At 66.0% G+C, this 21,457-nt stretch carries 22 protein-coding genes; 7 read left to right on the plus strand and 15 right to left on the minus strand.

Annotation, left to right across the window (positions count from 1 at the left end):
- The first annotated feature begins 17 nt into the window (after positions 1-17).
- Positions 18-443: an alternative ribosome rescue aminoacyl-tRNA hydrolase ArfB gene (arfB, locus tag KUH32_RS05685; protein WP_217777075.1), complete on the plus strand. Its 426-nt coding sequence runs from the start codon at positions 18-20 to the stop codon at positions 441-443.
- On the opposite strand, the gene KUH32_RS05690 is transcribed toward arfB, so the two are convergent.
- The 6 genes from KUH32_RS05690 to argH form a co-directional block, all read right to left on the minus strand.
- The gene (locus KUH32_RS05690) at positions 440-979 is read right to left on the minus strand and encodes a pyridoxamine 5'-phosphate oxidase family protein (RefSeq protein ID WP_217777076.1); all 540 of its coding nucleotides are present in this window, start codon (positions 977-979) and stop codon (positions 440-442) included. The two genes, arfB and KUH32_RS05690, sit on opposite strands and share 4 nt — an antisense overlap.
- Before the next feature lie 4 nt (positions 980-983).
- Positions 984-3,617 (minus strand): TIGR02302 family protein, encoded by a 2,634-nt coding sequence (locus tag KUH32_RS05695; RefSeq protein WP_217777077.1) that lies wholly within the window; start codon positions 3,615-3,617, stop codon positions 984-986.
- Positions 3,618-3,654: 37 nt separating this feature from the next.
- Positions 3,655-4,920 (minus strand): diaminopimelate decarboxylase, encoded by a 1,266-nt coding sequence (gene lysA, locus KUH32_RS05700; protein WP_217777078.1) that lies wholly within the window; start codon positions 4,918-4,920, stop codon positions 3,655-3,657.
- Positions 4,921-5,099: 179 nt separating this feature from the next.
- Positions 5,100-5,411, minus strand: a complete 312-nt coding sequence (locus KUH32_RS18440; protein ID WP_348541085.1) for a DUF2834 domain-containing protein — start codon at positions 5,409-5,411, stop codon at positions 5,100-5,102.
- Positions 5,408-5,587 carry a hypothetical protein gene (locus tag KUH32_RS18445; protein ID WP_254898992.1) on the minus strand — a complete coding sequence of 60 codons (180 nt, stop codon included), beginning with the start codon at positions 5,585-5,587 and terminating at the stop codon, positions 5,408-5,410. Before KUH32_RS18445 ends, KUH32_RS18440 begins: the two co-directional genes overlap by 4 nt.
- A complete protein-coding gene (gene argH / locus KUH32_RS05710) occupies positions 5,584-6,975 on the minus strand; it encodes an argininosuccinate lyase (RefSeq protein ID WP_217777080.1) in 1,392 nt (463 codons plus the stop codon). The genes KUH32_RS18445 and argH overlap by 4 nt, the downstream gene beginning before the upstream one ends.
- Positions 6,976-6,996: 21 nt before the next feature.
- Here argH and KUH32_RS05715 point away from each other — a divergent pair, with 21 nt between their 5' ends.
- Complete coding sequence (locus tag KUH32_RS05715; RefSeq protein ID WP_217777081.1) at positions 6,997-7,560, plus strand: TlpA family protein disulfide reductase; 564 nt, start codon at positions 6,997-6,999, stop codon at positions 7,558-7,560.
- A gap of 151 nt (positions 7,561-7,711) precedes the next feature.
- Here KUH32_RS05715 and KUH32_RS05720 read toward each other — a convergent pair whose 3' ends face one another.
- Positions 7,712-8,251 carry a hypothetical protein gene (locus tag KUH32_RS05720; protein WP_217777082.1) on the minus strand — a complete coding sequence of 180 codons (540 nt, stop codon included), beginning with the start codon at positions 8,249-8,251 and terminating at the stop codon, positions 7,712-7,714.
- Positions 8,252-8,528: 277 nt separating this feature from the next.
- Here KUH32_RS05720 and KUH32_RS05725 point away from each other — a divergent pair, with 277 nt between their 5' ends.
- Positions 8,529-8,921 (plus strand): hypothetical protein, encoded by a 393-nt coding sequence (locus KUH32_RS05725; protein WP_217777083.1) that lies wholly within the window; start codon positions 8,529-8,531, stop codon positions 8,919-8,921.
- A complete protein-coding gene (locus KUH32_RS05730) occupies positions 8,918-9,844 on the plus strand; it encodes a sterol desaturase family protein (protein ID WP_217777084.1) in 927 nt (308 codons plus the stop codon). Before KUH32_RS05725 ends, KUH32_RS05730 begins: the two co-directional genes overlap by 4 nt.
- A gap of 12 nt (positions 9,845-9,856) precedes the next feature.
- On the opposite strand, the gene KUH32_RS05735 is transcribed toward KUH32_RS05730, so the two are convergent.
- Both KUH32_RS05735 and KUH32_RS05740 read right to left on the minus strand, forming a co-directional pair.
- Positions 9,857-10,804: an Acg family FMN-binding oxidoreductase gene (locus KUH32_RS05735; RefSeq protein ID WP_217777085.1), complete on the minus strand. Its 948-nt coding sequence runs from the start codon at positions 10,802-10,804 to the stop codon at positions 9,857-9,859.
- A gap of 85 nt (positions 10,805-10,889) precedes the next feature.
- A complete protein-coding gene (locus KUH32_RS05740) occupies positions 10,890-11,300 on the minus strand; it encodes a VOC family protein (protein WP_217777086.1) in 411 nt (136 codons plus the stop codon).
- Positions 11,301-11,428: 128 nt separating this feature from the next.
- Here KUH32_RS05740 and KUH32_RS05745 point away from each other — a divergent pair, with 128 nt between their 5' ends.
- Positions 11,429-12,160 (plus strand): OB-fold-containig protein, encoded by a 732-nt coding sequence (locus KUH32_RS05745; protein WP_217777087.1) that lies wholly within the window; start codon positions 11,429-11,431, stop codon positions 12,158-12,160.
- A gap of 39 nt (positions 12,161-12,199) precedes the next feature.
- Complete coding sequence (locus KUH32_RS05750; protein WP_217777088.1) at positions 12,200-13,849, plus strand: flotillin family protein; 1,650 nt, start codon at positions 12,200-12,202, stop codon at positions 13,847-13,849.
- Between the two features lie 26 nt (positions 13,850-13,875).
- On the opposite strand, the gene KUH32_RS05755 is transcribed toward KUH32_RS05750, so the two are convergent.
- From KUH32_RS05755 to pncA, 6 genes are all read right to left on the minus strand, one after another.
- Entirely contained in the window at positions 13,876-14,556 is a 681-nt protein-coding gene (locus KUH32_RS05755) for an extensin-like domain-containing protein (RefSeq protein ID WP_348541086.1), read from the minus strand.
- On the minus strand, positions 14,553-15,467 hold the full coding sequence (locus tag KUH32_RS05760; protein WP_217777089.1) for a prephenate/arogenate dehydrogenase family protein: 915 nt from the start codon (positions 15,465-15,467) through the stop codon (positions 14,553-14,555). Before KUH32_RS05760 ends, KUH32_RS05755 begins: the two co-directional genes overlap by 4 nt.
- The gene (gene hisC / locus KUH32_RS05765) at positions 15,464-16,549 is read right to left on the minus strand and encodes a histidinol-phosphate transaminase (protein ID WP_217777090.1); all 1,086 of its coding nucleotides are present in this window, start codon (positions 16,547-16,549) and stop codon (positions 15,464-15,466) included. Before hisC ends, KUH32_RS05760 begins: the two co-directional genes overlap by 4 nt.
- A gap of 324 nt (positions 16,550-16,873) precedes the next feature.
- Positions 16,874-18,292: a homospermidine synthase gene (locus KUH32_RS05770; protein WP_217777091.1), complete on the minus strand. Its 1,419-nt coding sequence runs from the start codon at positions 18,290-18,292 to the stop codon at positions 16,874-16,876.
- Positions 18,293-18,383: 91 nt separating this feature from the next.
- Entirely contained in the window at positions 18,384-19,676 is a 1,293-nt protein-coding gene (gene pncB / locus KUH32_RS05775) for a nicotinate phosphoribosyltransferase (RefSeq protein WP_217777092.1), read from the minus strand.
- Positions 19,677-19,757: 81 nt separating this feature from the next.
- Positions 19,758-20,351: a bifunctional nicotinamidase/pyrazinamidase gene (pncA, locus tag KUH32_RS05780; RefSeq protein WP_217777093.1), complete on the minus strand. Its 594-nt coding sequence runs from the start codon at positions 20,349-20,351 to the stop codon at positions 19,758-19,760.
- 99 nt (positions 20,352-20,450) lie between these two features.
- On the opposite strand from pncA, the gene trhO reads away from it, so the two are divergent.
- Positions 20,451-21,380, plus strand: coding sequence for an oxygen-dependent tRNA uridine(34) hydroxylase TrhO (trhO, locus tag KUH32_RS05785; protein WP_217777094.1), 930 nt, complete (start codon positions 20,451-20,453; stop codon positions 21,378-21,380).
- The last annotated feature ends 77 nt before the right edge of the window (positions 21,381-21,457 follow it).

The following is a 21,457-nucleotide window of genomic DNA, read 5'->3' on the forward strand; positions in this document are numbered from 1 at the left end:
TTCGTTGGAACGGGATGATGCTGACGATCAGCGACACAATCACGATCGAAGACTGGGAGCTGACGGAACAGTTCGTCCGGGCCTCGGGTCCGGGCGGGCAGAACGTCAACAAGGTCGCCACCGCAGTCGAATTGCGCTTCGAGGCGGCGCGTTCACCCAACCTGCCCGGCCCGGTCAAGACCCGGCTGAAACGGTTGGCGGGACGGCGCTGGACCACCGACGGCGCGATCGTGCTGCAGGTCGACACCACCCGCAGCCAGGCCCGCAATCGCGAGATCGCCCGCGATCGCCTGGCCGAACTGATCCGCGCTGCCTTGAAGCCGCCCAAGCGCCGCATCCCGACCAAGCCGACGTTGGGATCCAAGAAACGCCGCCTCAAGGCCAAGAAGGTGCGCGGCGAGGTCAAGTCCTTGCGCGGCCGTATCGATCCGTCGGACGGTTAGGGCGCGACCCAGGCCGTACGCCAGGCATCGCCCTGACGGGTGCTGCGGACGCGGCGGTAGAAATCATCTCCCAGGTGCAGGATATCGGCCGCGCTGCAGGCGATGTCGACCACCGTGAACCGCTCGGGGTCCGGCACCGCGGCAAAGTCACCAGGCGCACGGATCGGTTGCCCCGGCGGGGTGTCACCGCCGTAATGCTGGCGCGCGCCTTCGGGCACGGCCTGCCAACGCATGCGGTCGCCAAAGACCAACGAGGCGGTTCCGGTCAGGCGGATCTGCAACCGTGCCCGCGGCACCCAGACATGCAGCGCGACGCGCGGGTCGGCCGTGATCTCGGCAACCTTGTCGGTGGCCTTGTCGGTGTGGATCTCGGCAATGCCGTCGCGCCAGGCACGCAGCACCACGGTGCGCACCCGCGGACCATCCGTGCCGATGGTTGCAAGCGCCGGGTTGCGCGCGGGATGGCGCCGGTCGGCGACACCGCGCGCCAGGATTCGCCACGCCGCCGCGTGCAGAGCGTCCGGAGTCGGGTACACAGGGTCAGAACCGTTCAAGCAGCCGTTCGAGGTAATCCAGTTCGGCCTCGGGGCGCTCGCCCTCGCCCGAGCGGCGGCGGATTTCGTCCAGCAATTCCCGTGCCCGGCGATAGACGTCCTCGCCCTGCAAAAGGTTCTCGTCCGTGCCGATCTGACCGTTTGTGCCCTGGTTGCGGCCCAGCGGGTCGCGCTGGTTGCCCGGATCGGCGCCCTCGGCCAGCCCCTGTTCACCCTGGCCCTGCTGTTGCTGTGCCAACGCTTCGCCCAGTTCGCGCAGGCCCTCGCGCAGGGCTTCCATCGCTTCGGACTGCCGGTCGATCGCTTCGGCCAGATCGCCGTCGCGCAGGGCTTCTTCGGCGCCTTCCATGGCACCTTCCGCCCGACCCAGGGATTCCTCTGCGCGTTCTCCGGCCTCCGACCCGGCACCCGGCAGGTTGCGGCGCTGACGGTTCAGTTCATTTCGCAAAGCGCGCTGACGGTCGGCCAGGCTTTCCTCGAGCGATTCGCCGTCGCCCGCGCCAGGTTGCTGGCCACCCTGTTGCTGGCCCTGACCGGGCTGGCCCTGACCCTGTTGCTGGCCTTGACCTTGCCCCTGTTGCCCCTGGCCTTGCGGTTGTTGCCCCTGGCCCTGCTGTCCCTGGCCCTGCTGCTGGCCTTGTTGTTGGCCCTGTTGACCTTCCTGACCGGGATTGAACTGGTCCTGCAAGTCGCGGAACGCCTCGTCCGAAAGGCCCTGCTGTTCGCGCAGGGTTTCGGCCAGACCTTCCATCGCCTGTTCGCCCGGCGTCTGTCCACGCCCGCCGGGGCCCTGCGTCACCTGCATGTTCTCCATCATCTCGCGCAGTTGATCCAGGGCTTCCTGCGCCTCTTCCATGCGGCCTTGTTCCATCAGCTCCTGGATGCGGTCCATCATGCGCTGGAGATCGTCCTGGCTCATCTCCATCATGTTCTGGTTGTCACTGAACTGACTGTCGGGATCGGCTTCGCGATCCTGCTGCTGCTGGCGGCTCAGCTGGCGCAGGTAATCGTCGGTGGCCTCGCGCAGCTCCTGCATCAGCTCGGCGATTTCCTGATCCGACGCGCCGTTCTTCATGGCCTCGGCCAGTCGATCCTGCGCGCGCTGCAACCGTTCCAGCGCATCCTGCAGATCGCCTTCCTCGAGGATCATCGCCAGATCCCACATATCCTGGGCCAGTTCGTCGCGCTGCTCGTCGCTCATGTCATAGCGCGCCTGCATTTCCAGCCGGCGCAGGATCACCCGCAACCGCAGGTAATGCACCTCCGAGCGGAACAAGTCACCGGGCCGGTTCGATACCGCCCGCAGGATCAATGCGATATCGCCGGCATTGGCGCGGTTCCACAACAGCGCCTGGCGCTGTTCGATCAGCGCCGCCGCGATCGGGTCGAAAAACCGCCGCCCCGGCAAGGTCAGCACTTCGGGTTCCGAAAGGCCGGTCTGCCCGGCCTCGTCCTGCACCTCGAGCTCCAGCCGAACCGGCAGGTTGGCCCAGGGATGCAACGAGAAATCCTCGATCAGCGTCTCGGTGAACTCGGCGCGCGAACCCGCCACCGGCATCGGCAGCGGCACTTCGAGAACCGCGCGCGGTTCCGGGTCGATGCGCAAGCCGTAGCGCCGGTCGACCTCGTCCAGCGCCAGCACGATCCGCGCCACGCCCGCGACAACGCCGTAGTCGTCCGTGGCGGTAAAGGGCATCTGCATCTCGCCGCTATAAGCGACGTCGATCTCGCCATCGCGCATAACCGTCGGCGTGCCATCCGGAATCATCGCGATCTGCCAGGCGCGCCCGCCCGGTCCGTCGATGGCCAGCCGCCCCGACTGCACGATGTCGAAATCCTGCGCCGTCGCCTCGGCCGCTTCGTCGCTGGACAGTGGCCGGCCCGAAACGCTTTCCTCGATCCGCAGGGCACCCACTTCGCCATACATGCGCAACGTCACCCGAGCGCCATGCGGGGCCTGCATCGACTCGGCGGTGATGTCGTTGAGATAGACCGCCGGAAGACCGGTGTAACCCGGCGGTTCGACCCAGCCTTCCCAGCTCGGCCCCTGTGCCAGCCCCGGCCCGCCCGGCCCCATGACCGACACCGATTGCACCCGCAGGATCGACCCGAACAGGATCGCGACCGACAGCGCCAGCAAGGCGACGTAGCGCAGCGCGAACGGATCGGCGCGCGACAGCCGCAGGTCCGGCTCGACCGCCTGCGCCTCGGCAAGCTTGGCGCGCATCCGGTCCTGGTGCGCCGCCCAGATCGCGGTCGACCCCGTATCGGCGGCCCCGATCGCCTGGTCGTCCAGCGCCGCCTGGATCGGGTTGCCCTTCAGCGATGCGTCCAGCCGCCGCAACGCCTCGGCCTGGCGCGGCCAGCGAAACCGCCGGGCGCCGCGCATCAGAAACCACAAGGCCGCCAGCACGAACGCCGCCGAAACAACCCAAAGCCATTCCAAAGGCATCAGGTCCTGCAGGCCCAGCATCAGGCCCGCCAGCGACACGAAAACCATCGACCAGAACGGCCAGAAGGCCCGTGTCACCCGTTCGGCGATCAACCCCGCATGGGTCAGTCTCAGCGGCCAGCGGACGGCCCAGGTGACCTGAAGCAGGGATCGTGGATCGGAGGCCATGCATCGCTCCTTGCGGACGGGCCGCAAGAAGGATGCCTTACAGCCATTCGGGAATGGTATCGCGATTTATGATATCGTCAAAGGTCGGGCGCGAACGAATGACGGCGAAGTGATCCCCCTTCACCATCACTTCGGGCACCAGCGGCCGCGTGTTGTACTCGCTGGCCATCACCGCGCCATAGGCGCCGGCCGACCGGAACACCACCAGATCACCCGCCGCCAACGGCGGCATCAGCCGGCCCCTGGCAAAGGTGTCGCCGCTTTCGCAGACCGGCCCGACGATATCGAACGGGCGCAGCTCCACCGCCACTTCCGGCTCGGTGACCGGAACGATCTCGTGGTGGGCATCGTACATCGCGGGGCGGATGAGGTCGTTCATGGCCCCGTCCAGGATCAGGAAATCGCGCCCCTCGCCGTTCTTCACATAGATCACGCGGCTGACCAGGATGCCGGCATTGCCGACGATCAGCCGACCCGGCTCGATCTCGACCTCGCAACCCAGATGACCCACCGTGCGCTGGATCAATGCACCGTAATCGCCCGGCAGCGGCGGCGCCTCGTTGGATCGGGTATAGGGAATGCCCAGACCGCCGCCCAGATCCAGCCGGGTGATCTCGTGCCCATCTGCGCGCAGCACCCCGGTCAGGTCGGCCACCTTGCGATAAGCCAGTTCGAAGGGCGCCAGATCGGTCAGTTGGCTGCCGATATGCACGTCGATACCGATCACCTTCAGCCCCGGCAGGCGCGCCGCCTCGGCATAGACCTCGCGGGCCCGCGCGATCGGAATGCCGAACTTGTTCTCGCTCTTGCCGGTGGCGATCTTGGCATGCGTCTTGGCGTCGACATCGGGGTTCACCCGAACCGTGATCGGCGCCACGGCGCCCAGACTGTGCGCGACCTCGGAAATCGCCGCCATTTCCGGCTCGCTCTCGACGTTGAATTGCCGGATGCCGCCCTCCAGCGCCAGGCGGATTTCCTCGCGCGTCTTGCCTACACCGGAAAAGACGATCCGTTCCCCCGGCACCCCGGCGGCCTTGGCACGGGCATATTCGCCGCCCGATACCACGTCCATGCCCGCGCCCTCGGCCGCCAGCGTCTTCAGGATCGCCTGGTTCGACGCCGCCTTCATCGCGTAGCAGACCAGATGCGGCCCCCAGGCCAGCGCCTCGTCGAACAGCCGGAAATGCCGGACCAGCGTCGCCGTGGAATACAGGTAGAACGGCGTACCCACCGCGGCCGCGATATCGGCCACCGGAACTTCCTCGGCGAACAGGGCGCCGTCACGATACAGGAAATGGTCCACGCCGTTCTCCCACGATCAAACCCGCGAAGCCTTAGCGCAGCGACGGGAAAAAGGAAAACCCCCTCGCGCTTCTTCTCTTTTCGAAATACGCAAATCCCACATCCCGATCCGGACACCGCCGGACAGATGCGTCGCTTGTCCACATTCCGAATGACAGCGCGCGGAAGCGCACAATCGGATCAGACCGGTTTCGAGCGGAAATAGAGATAGAGCGGCAGCCCGCAGCTGACGCCGATGCAGAAGGTCGCGGGGATCGCCAACAGGGCGATCCAGTTCCTTCGCACCGCCACTTCGGCCAAAACCCACAGCGTCAGGGTGATCGCCGCGATGGTCAGGTCCCAGACCAGCCCGTGCGTGCTGTCGTTGACATACCAGGCGTCGATCAGCGCCCCCAGGCTCCAGCCATTGGCGGCCATGTAGGACATGAAATAATACATCGGGTGCACCGCGCCCCACAGCGCCAGCGCCAGCCACAGCCACCGCAGGCTCACAGCCCGACCCCCAGCGTGAATGACCCGCGCTGTTGCGTGATGGTGGTCGATGTCGACACGCCGTCGCTGCCCACGCTTACCTGCGTGGTGACGCGCGGCGGTTCGGGGCGTTCCGGTTCGCCATCGGCGCCGCAAGCCGCCAGCAACAGCAGCCCAAGTCCCGCCAGTCGTCTCATCCCAACACCTCTTTCCACCGCGCCACCTGTTCGCGCACCCGGGCCGGCGCCGTGCCGCCATAGCTGACCCGCGAGGCGACCGAGTTGTGCACGCCCAGAACGTCGAACACCGCCCCGGTGATCGCCGCGTGTTCGGCCTGCATCTCGGCCAGCGTCAGTTCCGGCAGGTCGCAGCCCTTCGCCTCGGCCCGGGCAACAAGTGCGCCGGTCACGTGATGCGCCTGGCGGAAAGGTAGCCCGGTTTCGCGCACCAGCCAATCGGCCAGGTCCGTCGCCGTGCTGAACCCCGCCGAGGCCGCGGCCTCCAGCGCCGGGACATTGGCGGTCATGTCGCGCACCATGCCCTCCATCGCGGCAAGCGCCAGCATCCAGTTGTCGGCGGCGTCGAAGACCTGTTCCTTGTCCTCCTGCATGTCCTTGGAATAGGCCAGCGGCAGCCCCTTCATCACCATCATCAGCGCCACGTTGGCGCCGAAGATGCGGCCCACCTTGGCGCGGATCAGCTCGGCCGCGTCGGGGTTCTTTTTCTGCGGCATGATGCTGGAGCCGGTCGAGAAGCGATCCGACAGCGTGACAAAGCGGAACTGCGCCGACGACCAGATCACCAGTTCCTCGGCGAAGCGCGACAGGTGCATCGCGCTGATGCTGGCCACGCTCAGGAATTCGATGGCGAAATCGCGCGCCGAAACCGCATCCAGCGAATTCGCCATCGGCCGGTCGAAACCCAGTGCCCCTGCGGTCATGTGCCGGTCGATGGGAAAGCCGGTTCCGGCCAGCGCGGCGGCGCCCAGCGGGCATTCGTTCATCCGTGCGCGCGCATCGCGGACCCGGGACAGGTCGCGCGAGAACATCTCGACATAGGCCAGCATGTGGTGGCCCCAGGTCACCGGCTGCGCGGTCTGCAAATGGGTAAAGCCGGGCATCACCCAGTCGGCACCGGCCTCGGCCTGGGCGACCAGCGCCCGCATCAGTGCCAGCAAACCGGCCTCCGCCGCGTCCAGCTGGTCGCGCACCCACAGCCGGAAATCGGTCGCCACCTGGTCGTTGCGCGACCGCCCGGTGTGCAGCCGCCCGGCGGGGTCGCCGATCAGGTCCTTCAGACGCGCCTCGACATTCATATGGATGTCTTCGAGCGCGGTGGAAAACGCGAACGTCCCGCCCTCGATCTCTGACAACACCGTGAGCAAACCTTCCCGGATCGCGCTTGCGTCGCTATCACTAATGATGCCTTGTGCGGCCAGCATCGCCGCATGGGCCCGCGAACCGGCAATGTCCTGCGCCGCCATCCGCTTGTCGAACCCGATCGAGGCGTTGATCGCCTCCATGATCGCGTCCGGCCCGGCGGCGAAACGGCCGCCCCACATCTGGTTCGAGGTCTTGTCGGTCATCTTTTGTCCTTCGGAGGCGACATGAAGAAACTGGGTCTCGCGCTGCTCTATACCGCCGCCCTCGCGCTTGCAAATCCGGGCAGCGCCGACATCGCCGCCGCCGAGGCCGCCCGCGACGGTGACATGAAGAAACTGATCTTCCACGCCGAGCCCCAGCCGGCCGGGACGGCGGATTTCATGACCTTCGACGAAGCGCCACTGAACTTGCGCGACTGGCAAGGCAAATGGGTGCTGCTGAATTTCTGGGCCACCTGGTGCGCGCCCTGCCGCAAGGAAATGCCGATGCTGTCGGAATTGCAGACAGAATTCGGCGGTGACGATTTCGAGGTTCTGACCATCGCCACCACCCGCAACGCGCCACCGGCGATGCAGGCCTTTTTCGACGAGATCGGCGTGACCAACCTGCCGCTGCATCGCGATCCGGGTTCGGCCCTGGCGCGCGAGATGGGCGTGTTGGGCTTGCCGATCACCGTGATCCTGAACCCCGAAGGGCAGGAAATCGCCCGGCTGCGCGGCGATGCCGACTGGGCTTCGGACAGCGCCAAGGCGGTGATCCGCGCCTTGCTCGGCCGCACGGAAGGCTGACGTGTAACATATGCCGCGCGGGGAACGCCGATCCTGAAACGCAAACAAGGGGCGGCCCCCGGACCGCCCCGAACTGGTTACCGAACCCCCGGCACTTTTTACGAAAACACAGAGAGAGAGAGAGAGAGAGAGAGAGAGAGAGACCTGAAGTTTACTTGAGGGCGATCATCACGCGTTTGGTCCGAACCTTCTTGCCGGATTTCTGCTTGCGCCAGCCACCCTTGGCCACACCGTCGGCATCCAGTTCGATCGCGCCCTCGGCCATCAACCCGTCCAACCCGTGTTCCTGCCAGACCAGCCCGTCGGCTGTGGCCCGAGTGACACGCACGCGGTTTTCGACAAAGCCGTCGGCATGGGTGATGGTGTAGCGGCATTCGCCCAAGGTGCGATTGCACCGATGCGGGGCAAATTGCGTCACTACGCCGTCGAATTCGATCTGCCGAACCACGTCGCCCGTCGCGGTCGTCAGGTAGCTGCCCAGATAGGTGGCGCCGGCGCCGCGCCCTGCATATGTGTCGAAGCGCTTGAGGCCTTGCACGTGACCGCGTGCCACATGCATCCGTTCCACCCCGTCGCTGTCCTTGAGAACCATGACCGATCCCGGAGTCATGCGGGCGGTGTTCCAGCCGATATCGGCCAGTGCCACGGTTCCGGAAAACGCAAGGGCCAGGACCAGTATCAAACCGCGCATCGTGATGCTCCGTGTCTCGGGCCCCCACCCGATGTCCGAATTTATGAGGCGGAATTGTGGCAGCCGTCCAGCCTCTGCCCGCAATTCCGCCGCATTTCGGATCACAGCGGAAACAATGCGCCGGCAGACGCTTGGGCCGTTTCCGGTCAACTTGGCAATCGCGCCACATTCCCGCCCCAATCTGCCGCAATTCCGACCGAATCGCGTGTCGCTTTGACGCCACGGCGGTTTTGACAGACCCGCCGTCCTGGGCAGAATGGGACGCAGGAGGGGGCGCATGCCGCTCAGCATTCTCATCGCTCTTGTTGTCGGCGGAATCGCCGGGATCGCGGTTCTGACGCATCTTGCGGGCTTTTCATCGGCCCGCCGTTTCGGCGACGCCGAGGCGGTGCGCGCTGCCTGGGCACGGGAATTCGCGACTGTCCCGGTCACGGCGGTCACTTTGTGCCAGACCGGCAATGCCGCGCTGGTGTCCACGCCGAACGGGCCGGGGATAGTCTGGGCGATGGGCGCCGACAGCACTGCGCGCTTGCTGATCGGCGCGCAGGTCCGGAGCCACGGCGACGGCCTGACGGTGACGCTTCCCGACTACACGGCGCCCAAGATCCGCCTGCGGCTCGACCCGCGGGAAACCGAGGAATGGCGCGCACAGATCGGAGCGACCGCATGACAGACCAACTCAGCTATCCCGACGTCGTCCAACTGGCGGTGCCGTTCTTCATCGCGGCGATCCTGGCGGAGCTGGCGTGGATCGCGATCAGGAAACGCGGCGGCCGTTACGAAACGCGCGACGCGGTGACCTCGCTCATCATGGGCGCGGGCAACGTCGCTTCGGGGATCGTGCTGGGCTTTGTCGCCTGGGGGTTCTTCATGGCGCTTTGGGCGATCACGCCGCTGGACATGGGCACATCGGTTTGGGTGGTGGTGCTGTGCTTCGTGCTGGACGACCTGCGCTACTACTGGGTGCACAGGTTCGGTCATCGCATCCGCTGGGTCTGGGCCAGCCACGTCAACCACCATTCGTCGCAGCATTACAACCTGACCACCGCGCTGCGGCAGACCTGGACCGGCACTTTCACCTTCATGATGATCGTACGCGCGCCGTTGATCCTGCTCGGATTTCACCCGGCCATGGTGCTGTTCTGCGGCGGGTTGAACCTGATCTACCAGTTCTGGATCCACACCGAGGCGATCGGCCGGATGCCCCGCTGGTTCGAGGCGGTGATGAACACGCCGTCGCATCACCGCGTGCACCACGGGCGCAACCCGCGTTACCTGGATGCCAACTATGCCGGGGTGTTCATCGTCTGGGACAAGCTGTTCGGCACCTTCGTGCCGGAACGCGACGACGAAAAGGTCGACTACGGGCTGGTGCACAACCTGGGCACCTTCAACCCGATCCGCGTGGCGTTTCACGAATGGGTCGCCATCTGGCGAGACGTCACCCGATCGGGGATCGGCTGGCGCGACAGGCTGATGTACGCCGTCGCCCCGCCGGGCTGGAGCCATGACGGATCGCGCGAGACGTCGCAGACGATCAAGGCGCGCCACCTGGCCGACCATCCCGAGGATCGCGGCCAGCCGGGATTCTGACGCACGAACCGGTCAGGCGATGACCATATCGCTCAGCGGTCGGCGCGGAGCGTGGCTGCCGGCCTCCTTGGGATGGCCGAACCGCAACAGAAGCTGCGGCTTGTCCTGTCGACCGGTCAAGCGGCGCAAGGCGCCGCGCAGCTCGCCCACCTGGATCGGCTGGTTGAGATAGCTGGCCTGCACGCCCTTGGTGACTGCGGTCAGCAAGACACGCTGCAGGGCCTGCCCGGCGGCCAGCCATTCGGCTTCGGTATCGCCATCGGTCGACAGCACCGCCAGCAACGGCGAAGCTTCGGCCAGTTCGGCATCCTTGGCGCCGATCCCGCCGCCCATGTCGAAACTGCGCACCAGCATCTGCGCCACCGGCACCGCGATGCCGGGCAGGCTGAGCCCGTCGCCCTTGCGGCGCGGATGCATCCAGGCCGCCAATTCGCGGCGCCAGCGGCGGTCGCTCCATTGCGCGGCATCGCCCTGCATCACCAGCGCCGCAGCCGAGTGCCGCGCGGCTTCGGAATCCAGCGGGATCAAGAGCGCGTTCTCCTGCTCGGCCTCGCGGATCAGCCGCGTGACCAGATCGGGATCGACCGGCGTGTCGCGAAACGCCTTGCGGTGGGTGTGCCGCAACGGGATCGCTTCGGCGAGACCGGCCAGATCCCTTTCGACCGGGCCTTCATGCCAGAGCCAGGCCAGCAGATCGGGATCGTCGGCCTCGGGAAAGCAATCGATGCGCATCCCGTCACCCCGGGCCGCGGCCGCGACCCTCAGGTTCATCAGCGCGCAACCGCAGCTGATCGTCAATTCCCGGTCATCCGGATCGTTGACGGGCAATGCCCGCGTGCGGTCGGCGATCAACCCGATGCGGCCGTTGCGGCGCTGGAACAGCCAGGGCTGTGTGTTGTGGCTGGACGGCGCGAGGCGGGCGGCATCGAGCAACGTATCGGGAAGCGGGGAATCCAACATGGGTGCACCTGTGCAAAGGTTGTCCCTTTCCCCCTACGCCCATTCTGCAGGTGCAACATTGATCTGCCGCAACGCAGCGAAGAATTCAGTCCGGTGCGACTTCGTGAACCTCGATGACGTTGCCGTCCGGATCGTAGAAGAAGATCTGCTGCCACCCCTGAACCGCGGTATGGCCCCAGTCCGAATAGGGCACGCCCTGCGCGTCCAGATGCGCCTTGAACGCGTCCAGATCGTCGGTGCGATACGCGATGTGCCCGCGCGAGACGGGGTTGACGATCTGCCCGGTCTTGAACCCGGCCAACACGTCGCGCCCCGCCAGGTGCATCTGGATCGCGCCATCGGTGACGAAGGCCACGTCGGCGGAATAGCCCTTGCCCTTTTCCAGAACCGGCAATCCGTCGGTTTCGGTCTTCAGTCCCAGAACATCGCGATAGAACGCATCCATGCGCGCGACGTTTTCGGTGCTCAGGTTGATGTGGTGCAGCGTGAGTTTCATGGCTTGTCCGATCCGCTGTTCACAATACCCTCGTACTGTTGCACGGTTTCAGAGGCGTTGCCATTGCAGCGCATGCGCGAGGGCCATATGTGTAGTATACAATTGCATACTGATTTTGCCGGTGCGTGATGATTGATCTGCTTCTCGACAGGGCGATGGCGCCTTTCACCTTCGCCATGGCCCTGCTTCTGGGCCTTGTGCTTCTGGAACTCGCGATGGCCCTGCTGGGTGGATCGCTGTTCGGCCTCGGCTCCGATGCCCAGATCGAAGCGCCCGAGATCGCGGCGCCGGACCTTGCCGAACTCGACCTGGCCGATCTGGATTTGGGCGAAGTCGAGCTCGACTTCGACGGTGTGGGATCCGAGCTGGATGCGACCGCCGGGCCGGACATGCCAGCTGTCGGCGGTCTGGCCGCCTGGATGGGGTTCGGGCGCATGCCCTTCCTGATCTGGCTTGGCACGGTTCTGGCGGGGTTCGGTCTGTCCGGGTTCGTCCTACAATCGGTCATGCAGGCGGTGACGGGCGGGTTTCTGCCAGGCGCGGTCGCCGCCATGCCCGCCGCCGCGACGGGGCTGTGGTTTGCCGGACGCTTTGGCGCGCTCTTTGCCCGGCTGCTGCCGAAAACCGAAACCCAGTCGGTGTCGGAACGCCATCTGGGCCGCCGTGTCGGCGTTGTCACGCAAGGCACCGCCGCGCGCGGCCGACCCGCCGAGATCCGCGTCACCGACCGATTCGGCAACCTGCATTACCTGCGCGCCGAACCGCTCCGCGACACCGCAGAGATCGCCCAGGGCACGCAGGTGATCGTCCTGCGGCATCGCATCGACGGCGGCTACCTGATCGTTCCACTGACCGACTGACACACATTCATCGCCTTCACCGACCTTACAGGAGACACTATGGACCTTTTCTCGTTGCTCATCCCCGTGCTGATCATCCTTGTCCTGCTGATGCTGATCGGGCTTGTCCTGGGTCGGTTGTATCGCCGCGCCACGCGCGAAGTGAGCCTGGTCAAGACAGGTGCCGGCGGCAAGAAAGTCATCATGGATGGCGGCACGATCGTCATTCCCCTGCTGCACGAAATCAGCCCGGTGAACATGAAGACGCTGCGGCTCGAGGTGAAACGCGACGGCGATGCCGCGCTGATCACCCAGGACCGGATGCGCGTGGATGTGGGTGTCGAGTTCTACGTCTCGGTCAGCCCCACCGACGAAGGTGTGGCCCGCGCGGCGCAGACGCTGGGCGCCCGGACCTTTGACATCGATCAGCTGCGCGAGATGATCGAGGGCAAGCTGATCGACGGCCTGCGCGCCGTGGCCGCGCAGATGACCATGGACCAGTTGCATGAAAACCGCGCCGAATTCGTGCAGGAGGTGCAGAACACCGTCTCGGAGGACCTGACCAAGAACGGTCTGTCGCTGGAATCGGTGTCGCTGACCGGGCTCGACCAGACACCGTTCGAGGCGCTGGACGAAAACAACGCCTTCAACGCCGTGGGGATGCGGCAGCTGGCCGAGGTGATCGCCAAGTCCAAGAAGGAACGCGCCGAGATCGATGCCGAGGCCGAAGTCGCGGTGCGGCGCGCGGCGATGGAGGCGCAGCGGCAGAAACTGCTGATCGAACAGGACGAGGAACAGGCGCGGATCGAACAGATCCAGAAGGTCGAGACGCTCAAGGCCGCGCAAGAGGCCGAGATCGCTGCGCGGCGCGAGGACTCGATGCGCGAGGCCGCCCGCGCCCGGATCGCCCGCGAACAGACCATCCGCGCGGCCGAGATCGCCAAGGAACGCGAACTGGAAGTGGCCGAGCAGGAACGCCAGATCATCATCCAGCAGAAATCCGAGGAAGAAAGCCGCGCCCGCGCCTCGGCCGATCTGGCCCGCGCCGAGGCGAAAAAGGCGCTCGAGGCAGTGACCACGGCGCAGGAAGTGGCCGAGGCCGAGCGTCTCAAGCAGATCGCGCTGATCGAGGCCACGCGCGAGGCGGAACGCGAAGCCACCCGCATCCGTCTGTCCGCGCAGGCCGAAAAGGATGCCGCGCAGGACCGTGCCGCCGCCCGGCGAGAGGAGGCTCAGGCCGAAGCCGACGCGATCACGATCCGCGCCAACGCCAAGAAGGCCGACATGCTGGCCGAGGCCGAGGGCAAGCGCGCCATCATCGAGGCCGAGAACGCCCTGTCGGCGGCCATCGTCAGCATGAAGGTCGATCTGGCCAGGCTCGAAGCGTTGCCGGAGATCATGGCCGAGATGGTCAAGCCGGTGGAAAAGATCGACTCGATCCGCATTCACCAGGTCTCGGGCCTGGGTGGCGGCAGCCTGGGTCACGGGGTCGGCGCTGTGGGCGACAAGCCCGTGGTGAACCAGGCGCTCGACTCGATCATGGGTATGGCTGTGCAGATGCCCGCCCTGCGCAAGCTTGGCGACGAACTTGGCCTGTCGATGCAGGACGGTATCGCCGGGCTGGCCTCGGGCGCCCTGGGCGTGGCACCGGACAAGCCCGCAGCCCAGGAAAAGGATCAGCCGTCAGGTGACGAAAAACCCGTCGCCTGAGTGCGTCGGGGCGCGGCGCGGATCGCTCAGCGGCAATAGCTGCCGCTGCGATACTGCGCCGTGTCGAAATGGAAATGATCGCGGTGAAAGCGGTCGGAGTTCGGGCCCAGAACGGTGCCGAACGGGCCGCAGGCCGACTGGTGCATGTCGCGCAGGATCTGACCGTGACGCTTGCTGTTCCAGCCGTTCAGAACGGTGATTTCCGAACCGTCGGTCAACCGGATGGCCGAGATGTCGATGGCGCGGCCCTTGCCATGTTCGCTGATCCTGGCGCCGCGCTGGTGGTTGCGCGTCCGGCAGGCGTAATGCGCCGCCACCTTCAGGCTCGAAATCTGCACCCCGCGCGAGGCCACCGCCGGTTTGGCCCCGGTGTCGATCCATTGACGCAGCGCCTTGGCGGTCTCGCAATTGATCGTGGCGGGCTGGCTCAACGCCACACTGCCCACCGCACGCAGCCGCACGGCCCCGTCGATACCGCAGGCGCCTTTGCCATCGACCGTTCCGATCGGCTCGCCGATCAGAACCGGATCGCCGCACAACCCGCCGCCGGCAAAGCTGCGCGGTTCCTCGCTGGCCGTCGAAGCGAAAGCGTTGTTCAGAAACCCGCGAATGCCGGACAGGTTGTCGGTTTCGGCGGGCGGCGTTTCCCGCGCCGAGCAGGACGCCAGGACCACCATCGCAACAATCGCAAGGCTCGTGCGCTTCACCGTTCCACCTTCACGCGGCCGAAATCTGGTGCAGAAGTATCCTGACCAGCCTCCAGAATACCACGACGGATTGCACGGGTGCGGGTGAAATAGGCGTGAAGTTGCTCACCATCGCCGGTGCGGATCGCGCGCTGCAGGGCGAAAAGCTCCTCGGTGAACCGGCCGAGGATCTCCAGCGTGGCGTCCTTGTTGGACAGGAACACGTCGCGCCACATCGTCGGATCGCTGGCGGCGATGCGGGTAAAGTCGCGGAACCCGGCGGCGGAATACTTGATGACCTCGCTGTCGGTCACCCGGCGCAGGTCGTCGGCGACTCCGACCATCGTGTAGGCGATCAGGTGCGGACAATGCGACGTGACCGCCAGAACCAGGTCGTGATGGTCGGGGTCCATGACATCGATGTTGGAGCCGAGCGCACGCCAGAAACGCCCCAACCGCTCGACCGCGTCAGCATCGGAGCCTTCGGGCGGAACCAGCAGGCACCAGCGGTTGTCGAACAGCGTGGCAAAGCCGGATTCCGGTCCCGAATGCTCGGTCCCGGCCAATGGATGGGCGGGCACGAAATGCACGCCCTCGGGCAGGTGCGGGCCGACGTCTTCGATCACTTGCCGCTTGACCGATCCCACATCGGTTACCGTGCAGCCCGGTTTCAGATGCGGCGCGATGTCCCGCGCCACCGCGCCCATGGCGCCAACCGGCACCGCCAGCACGACCAGGTCGGCATCGCGCACGGTCTCTTGCAGGCTGTCGAAAACCTGGTCGCAAAGGCCAATCCGGCGCGCGGTGTCGCGGGTTTCCTGCGACCGCGCGTAGCCGGTGACATGCCCGGCTTCGCCGGCACGTTTCATCGCCCAGTACATCGACGAGGCGATCAGCCCCAGCCCGATCAGCGCCACCCGGGGATAGATCATCGTGCGCCCGCCTTGAATTGCCCGATGCAATGCGCGACCCGGCGGCACGACGCCTCGTCGCCCACGGTGATGCGCAGCGCATTGGGCAGCTTGTAGCTGGTGACGCGGCGCACGATCACGCCCTGGCTTTGCAGGTAGGTGTCGCAGGCCTCCGCCTCGTCCTGACTGCCGAAGCGGGCCAGGATGAAGTTCGCGCAGGATGCGTCCGACGGCACGCCGTGTTCGGCCAGTGCTTCGGCCAGCCAGGCGCGCAAACGGGTGTTCTCGGACCGCGACCGCTCGACATAGGCGGTGTCGCCCAACGCCGCCTCGGCCGCCGCCAGGGCCGTCGAAGACAGGTTGAACGGCCCGCGGATGCGGTTCAGCACGTCGACGACGTCTTGCGGGCCATATCCCCAGCCGACGCGCATCCCGCCCAGCCCGTACAGCTTGGAGAACGTGCGCGTCATAACGACGTTGTCGCGCGCCTCGACCAGCCGCGCGCCGCCATCGTATCCGTCGACATATTCGGCATAGGCACCGTCCAGAACCAGCAGCGCCTGATCCGGCAGGCCTCCGGCCAGTCGTTCGACCTCGGCCAGCCCGATCATCGTGCCGGTCGGGTTGTTGGGGTTGGCCAGGAAGACCAGCCGCGTGGCATCGGTACAGGCCGCCAGGATCGCGTCGACATCGGTCACGCGTTCGCGCTCGGGCACCTCGATCGGGGTGGCGCCAACCGATTGCGCACCGATGCGATAGATCGCGAAACCGTGCTCGGTATGGATCACCTCGTCGCCCGGCCCGGCATAGGCCTGGCAGAGCAGGGTCAGGATCTCGTCGCTGCCGACTCCACAGATGATCCGGTCGGCGTCCAGACCATGCGCCGCGGCGATGGCCGCGCGCAGATCGGCATGATCGGTCGGCGGATACCGGTGCAGGTCCAGCGCGGACCGGCGTACCGCCTCCTGCGCGGCAGGCGAGGGGCCGAACGGGTTCTCGTTGGAGCTCAGCTTGATGACGTTGCTCACACCGTCGACATGGGATTTCCCGCCCACATACAGGGCGATGTCCATGATTCCGGGCTGCGGCGTGATCTTGGTCATGACGGGCTCTCCTTGCGCGTTGTGCTTACAAGGCCGCCACGCTCAAGAAAAGCGCCAAACCGCAACCGCACACGCCCCGCGGGCCGGCGGCGGGTCAAGGATCGCGCGTTGCGCGACCGCCGCGTGCGGCGGCATGTCCTTGAGGCGCCGCCGGACCGCTGCACACTCGAAACGGCGCCCTGGGGGCAGACCTGCCCCTCAGGCGCTTCTCAGCAGAATACAGGACAGCCGCGGCCCGACCCCGGTTCGGGCAAACGCGTCGCCCATCCGCTGGCAGCATGAAAGCGCGCGGTAGCGCACATTCGGATCACCGTCCGTTCGGGGTCAGCTGGCCAGCACGTTGCGGAACTGCCAGGGGTCGCTTTCGTCGATATCCTCGGGGAAATGTTCCCAACGGTCCTGCAACGGTGTCCAGTCGGTGTAATGCGCCTCGACCGGGCCCAGATAGGGGCGCTGCACTTCCAGGCAGCGGGCATGGTCCATCTCGTCCGTCTCGACGATGCCGGCATTCGGGTTCTCCAGCGCCCAGACCATGCCTGCCAGTACGGCGCTCGTCACCTGAAGCCCGGTGGCGTTCTGATAGGGTGCCAGGCGCTTGGTTTCTGCGTTGGACAGGCGCGACCCGAACCACAGCGCGTTCTTTTCGTGGCCATATAGCAGCACGCCAAGCTCGTCGATGCCGTCGACGATCTCGTCCACGTCCAGGATGTGATGCACGCTCTGCTGGCGGCCCGAGCCGAACATCTCGTGCAGGCTCAGCACGGCATCGTCGCAGGGATGATAGGCGTAGTGGCAGGTCGGCCGGTACTCGGGATCGGCGCCCGCGCCGACGGTGTAGTAGTCCGAGATCGACACCGCCTCGTTATGGGTCACCAGGAAGCCGAATTGCGGCCCCGGGGTCGGGCACCAGGTGTGCACGCGGGTGATCGCGCCGGGCCGGTCCAGCCAGATCGCAGCCCGGCAGCCGGTTTCGGGCCGATAGCCGTTTTCGGGGAACCAGGTCTCGTGCGTGCCCCAGCCCAGTTCGGCGGGCTGAAAGCCCTCGGCGATGAACCCTTCGACCGACCAGGTGTTGACGAAGGTGCCGCGCGGCTTGGGTTCGCGCCGCACCTGGGTGTCGCGTTCGGCGATGTGCACGCCCTTGACGCCCAGCGACTGCATCAGCCTCGCCCAACCTTCGCGGTCGGCAGGCGGGGTCGCGTCGCGGCCGGTGTCGCGCGCCAGGGTCAGCAGCGCCTCCTTGACGAACCAGCTGACCATACCGGGATTGGCGCCGCAGCAGCTGACCGCAGTGGTGCCGCCGGGATTGGCAGCCTTTTCGTCGCGGACTTTCTGGCGCAGGGCATAATTGGTGCGTTCGGCGTTGTCGCGGGTGTCGAAGTAATAGCCGGCCCAGGGTTCGACCACCGTATCGATATACGGCACCCCGATCTCGCGGCAGAACTTCATGATATCCAGCGACGATGTGTCGACGCTCAGGTTCACGCAGAACCCGCCGTCCTTGAACAGATCGCCCAGAACCTCGCGGTAATTGTCCGGCGTCAGGGCCAGCTGCATGTGGTTCAGCCGGTGCTGTTTCAGGAAATTGGCCTGGGCGGGGTCCGGTTCGATCACCACCAGCCTGGCGGCGTCGTATTCGAAATGCCGCTCGATCAGCGGCCAGGTCCCCTTTCCGATCGACCCGAAACCGATGATGACGATCGCTCCGTCGATGCGCCCGTAGACGGGGTGTTCCTTGGCCATGCCGAAATCCTCCTGGTCAAACGCCTTCCCGGATAGGGGCAAAGCGCGGTTCTTGCAACGAAAAGCACCCTTGGAACCGGGTCTCTGGCTGTCAGACGATGACTTCCAGCCGTTCCTGTTCGCCGACCCTGAAAACGCGTTTGTAGCGCGCGATCTGCTCGGCCGGGCCCATCGCCTTGTTGGGGTTGTCCGACAGCTTGACCGTCGGCCTGCCGTTGGCTGCCACGGCCTTGCAGACCAGGCTGAAGGGTGCCAGACGGTCATCGGGCGTCAGGCCGCGGAAATCGTTGGTCAGCAGCGTGCCCCACCCGAACGACACCCGCACCCGGCCGGCGAACTGGGCGTGCAATTCGACGATCTTCTTTTCGTCCAGCCCGTCGCTGAAGATCACCAGCTTCTGTCTTGGGTCTTCGCCCCTGTCCTGCCACCAGCGGATGGCGATTTCCGCCCCTGCGGCCGGATCGCCGCTGTCGATGCGGATACCGGTCCAGCCGGCCAGCCAGTCCGGCGCGTTCCGCAGGAACCCTTCGGTGCCATAGGTGTCGGGCAGGATGATCCGCAGATTGCCCTCGTGTTCGTCCTGCCAGTCCCGCAGCACGTCATAGGGCGCCTGGGCAAGTTCTGCATCGTCCCGCGCCAGGGCGGCATAGACCATGGGCAATTCATGCGCATTGGTGCCGATCGCCTCGAGATCGCGGTTCTTGGCGATCAGGCAGTTGGACGTGCCGACGAAACTGTCGCCCAGCCCCTCGACCATCGCCTGCACGCACCAGTCCTGCCAGAGAAAGGAATGCCGCCGCCGGGTGCCGAAATCGGCGATCCGCAGACCCTGCGTCTTGCGCAGATGTTCGACCTTTTCCCACAGCTTGGTCATCGCGCGTGCGTACAGCACCTGCAATTCAAAGCGTCCCATCTCGTTCAGAACCGCGCGGCCGCGCAGTTCCATGAGCACCGCAAGCGCCGGGATTTCCCACAGCATGACCTCGGGCCAGTTGCCTTCGAAGGTCAGCTCGTACTGGTCGCCGACGCGCTCCAGGTGATAGGCCGGCAGGCGCATCGCCTCGAACCATTCCATGAAATCCGGCCGGAACATCTGCCGCTTGCCGTAGAACGTGTTGCCCCGCAGCCAGGTGCTTTCGCCGCGCGCCAGCGACAGCGACCGGATGTGGTCCAGCTGTTCGCGCAACTCGCCTTCGTCGATCAGCCGGGCCAGGGGCACGTGGGTCGACCGGTTGATCAGGCTGAAGGTGACCTGGGTGTCGGGCTTGTTGCGGAACACCGACTGGCACATCAGCAATTTGTAGAAATCGGTGTCGATCAGCGACCGCACGATCGGGTCGATCTTCCATTTGTGCGACCAGACGCGGGTGGCGATATCGACCATGGGTCTCTCCTGACGGACCGTGGATTTGTGCCAAACTGCGGATCGGGGGGCAAGGCGCAAGCGGGCCGGGGCGCGACCCCGTCAGCGCAGCGCGACGCCGGCCGCCTGCATCCCCTGTTGCGCCGCGGCCAGCGATCCGTCCATGTCGATGGCGCGGCACAGATCCTGCCGGACGGTCACGGCAAAGCCCAGCCTGGCCGCATCGACCGCCGAGAAATTCACGCAGAAATCCGTGGCCAGCCCGACCAGGGTCAGCCTGTCGATCCCGCGGGTCCGCAGATAGCCCTCCAGCCCGGTGGGCGTTGTCTGGTCATTCTCGAAGAAGGCCGAATAGCTGTCGATGGCCGGGTTGTAACCCTTGCGCAGGATCAGGTCGGCCCGGTCGGTTTCCAGCGCGGTGTGAAAGGCCGCGCCCGGACTGCCCTGGATACAGTGGTCGGGCCACAGAACCTGCGGGCCATAGGGCATCTCGGTCATTGCGAACGGCGCCTTGCCCTCATGCGACGACGCGAACGACGAATGCCCCGCCGGGTGCCAGTCCTGCGTCAGGATCACCGCGTCGAAGTCCGCCATCAGCGCGTTGATCGGCTGCACGATCTCGTCGCCGCCCGCCACGGCCAAAGCGCCGCCGGGGCAGAAATCGTTCTGGACGTCGATGACAAGCAGCGCGTGCATGGGCGGCCTCCGGTCTGATGGGTCAGGCCTAGGCGCGGGGACCGGGTGCGTCAAGGCTTGCCATTGCATGGCGCGTCCCGCCTGCGTATCTGACCGGGCATGTTCACCGTCAGTGCGCTCTATCACTTCACCCGCTTCGACGATCCCGGCGCGCTGCGCCCCGGGCTTGTGGCGCTCGGCCGCACGCATCGGATCACCGGCACGCTGCTGCTGGCGCCCGAGGGGATCAACGGCACCATCGCCGGACCGGCCGACGGGATCGAGGCGATGCTGGCAGCGATCCGCGCCCTGCCCGGTTGCGCCGATCTTGAGGACAAGCGCTCGACCGCGACTGAGCGCCCCTTCGACCGGCTGAAAGTCCGGCTGAAACGCGAGATCGTGACGATGGGGCAACCGGATGTCGATCCGCGCGCCCGCGTCGGTCATTACGTCGAACCGGCCGACTGGAACGCCCTGATTTCCAGCGACGACGTCGCCTTGATCGACACGAGAAACGACTACGAGGTCGCCATCGGCACGTTCGACGGCGCCATCGACCCGCAGACCGACAGCTTCCGCGACTTCCCCGCCTGGTGGGAGGCCAACAAGGACCGCTTTCACAACAAGCGCATCGCGATGTTCTGCACCGGCGGCATCCGCTGCGAGAAATCCACCAACTGGCTGCTGGGTCAGGGGGTGGATCAGGTCTATCACCTCAAGGGCGGCATCCTGAAATACCTCGAAGAGGTGCCGCAGGATGACAGCCTCTGGCACGGGGCCTGCTTTGTCTTCGACAAGCGCGTGTCGGTAGAACACGGGCTGCGCGAAGGCGCGCATGTGCTCTGCCACGCCTGCCGTCGGCCGATCCTGCCTACCGACCGCGACCGCCCCGAATACGAACACGGCGTATCCTGCCATCTGTGCGTGGACCAGACCAGCGACGACGACAAGGCGCGGTTCCGCGAGCGGCAGAAACAGATCGCGCTGGCCGCTGCGCGGGGCGAACGGCATCTGCATGTGGATATCGAGGACGCGGACGAAGGGCTTTGAAGCAGCCTGCCGGATACCTGAGGCATTGAACGGCCATTCCGTTAGCGCCGTCCCGCGCGGTGGCGCCATCGTGCCGC

The sequence above is a fragment of the Thalassococcus arenae genome (assembly GCF_019104745.1).
GTDB classification, from domain to species: Bacteria; Pseudomonadota; Alphaproteobacteria; order Rhodobacterales; family Rhodobacteraceae; genus Thalassococcus_B; species Thalassococcus_B arenae.

Coding starts and splice junctions, on each gene's coding strand:
- KUH32_RS05770 (WP_217777091.1), bottom strand. CDS start 18,292: ATGGCCAAGGAACACCCCGTCTACGGGCGCATCGACGGAGCGATCGTC.
- KUH32_RS05695 (WP_217777077.1), bottom strand. CDS start 3,617: ATGGCCTCCGATCCACGATCCCTGCTTCAGGTCACCTGGGCCGTCCGC.
- KUH32_RS05740 (WP_217777086.1), bottom strand. CDS start 11,300: ATGAAACTCACGCTGCACCACATCAACCTGAGCACCGAAAACGTCGCG.
- trhO (WP_217777094.1), top strand. CDS start 20,451: ATGTTCACCGTCAGTGCGCTCTATCACTTCACCCGCTTCGACGATCCC.
- KUH32_RS05750 (WP_217777088.1), top strand. CDS start 12,200: ATGGACCTTTTCTCGTTGCTCATCCCCGTGCTGATCATCCTTGTCCTG.
- KUH32_RS05735 (WP_217777085.1), bottom strand. CDS start 10,804: ATGTTGGATTCCCCGCTTCCCGATACGTTGCTCGATGCCGCCCGCCTC.
- arfB (WP_217777075.1), top strand. CDS start 18: ATGCTGACGATCAGCGACACAATCACGATCGAAGACTGGGAGCTGACG.
- pncB (WP_217777092.1), bottom strand. CDS start 19,676: ATGGTCGATATCGCCACCCGCGTCTGGTCGCACAAATGGAAGATCGAC.
- hisC (WP_217777090.1), bottom strand. CDS start 16,549: ATGACCAAGATCACGCCGCAGCCCGGAATCATGGACATCGCCCTGTAT.
- KUH32_RS05720 (WP_217777082.1), bottom strand. CDS start 8,251: ATGCGCGGTTTGATACTGGTCCTGGCCCTTGCGTTTTCCGGAACCGTG.
- argH (WP_217777080.1), bottom strand. CDS start 6,975: ATGACCGACAAGACCTCGAACCAGATGTGGGGCGGCCGTTTCGCCGCC.
- KUH32_RS05760 (WP_217777089.1), bottom strand. CDS start 15,467: ATGATCTATCCCCGGGTGGCGCTGATCGGGCTGGGGCTGATCGCCTCG.
- KUH32_RS05715 (WP_217777081.1), top strand. CDS start 6,997: ATGAAGAAACTGGGTCTCGCGCTGCTCTATACCGCCGCCCTCGCGCTT.
- KUH32_RS18445 (WP_254898992.1), bottom strand. CDS start 5,587: ATGAGACGACTGGCGGGACTTGGGCTGCTGTTGCTGGCGGCTTGCGGC.
- KUH32_RS05725 (WP_217777083.1), top strand. CDS start 8,529: ATGCCGCTCAGCATTCTCATCGCTCTTGTTGTCGGCGGAATCGCCGGG.
- KUH32_RS05745 (WP_217777087.1), top strand. CDS start 11,429: ATGATTGATCTGCTTCTCGACAGGGCGATGGCGCCTTTCACCTTCGCC.
- KUH32_RS05730 (WP_217777084.1), top strand. CDS start 8,918: ATGACAGACCAACTCAGCTATCCCGACGTCGTCCAACTGGCGGTGCCG.
- pncA (WP_217777093.1), bottom strand. CDS start 20,351: ATGCACGCGCTGCTTGTCATCGACGTCCAGAACGATTTCTGCCCCGGC.